Below are 495 nucleotides of genomic sequence, written 5' to 3' on the forward strand. Positions count from 1 at the left end.
GCAGGCGACACTCACGGCCGTTAAGGCTTCCATTTCAACACCCGTTTTGGCATCAAGCTTACACTGGGCCGTCATTCTTACCCGGGGTTCACCCTCTTCGAGACCTAGCGCTTCAATCTCTATGCTTACAGAACTGAGGTTCAAGGCATGACACAAGGGAATCAGCTCCGAACACTTCTTTGCCGCCATAATTCCGGCTATTCTGCAGGTCGCGAATACATCACCTTTCTTGTGACGACCTTCGGTAATCATCCGAAGGGTTTCTTCCTTCATTAAAACGTAACCTTCTGCGCGTGCAATACGGTGGGTAACTTCTTTTTCACCCACATCTACCATATGCGCTGCACCTTGCTCATTCAGGTGCGTTAGATTGTCGGACATACTTACCTCTTTCCCAGACTCTAATGACTCATTCTATCAGACCAAGCTGCTATCTTTTAGACCACGCACCAATACCTGCTACACCTTGCGCTCCTGCCTGAAAAGCACGAGGTA

Annotated in this window: 1 protein-coding gene; it reads right to left on the reverse strand. The window is 49.1% G+C overall.

Annotation, left to right across the window (positions count from 1 at the left end; translation table 11 throughout):
* Window positions 1-381: cyclic pyranopterin monophosphate synthase MoaC (moaC, locus tag A3763_RS06470; RefSeq protein ID WP_068759953.1), on the reverse strand; the 381-nt coding region annotated here is incomplete at its 3' end.
* Window positions 382-495 lie beyond the last annotated feature (114 nt).

The organism is Oleiphilus sp. HI0128, from assembly GCF_001635365.1.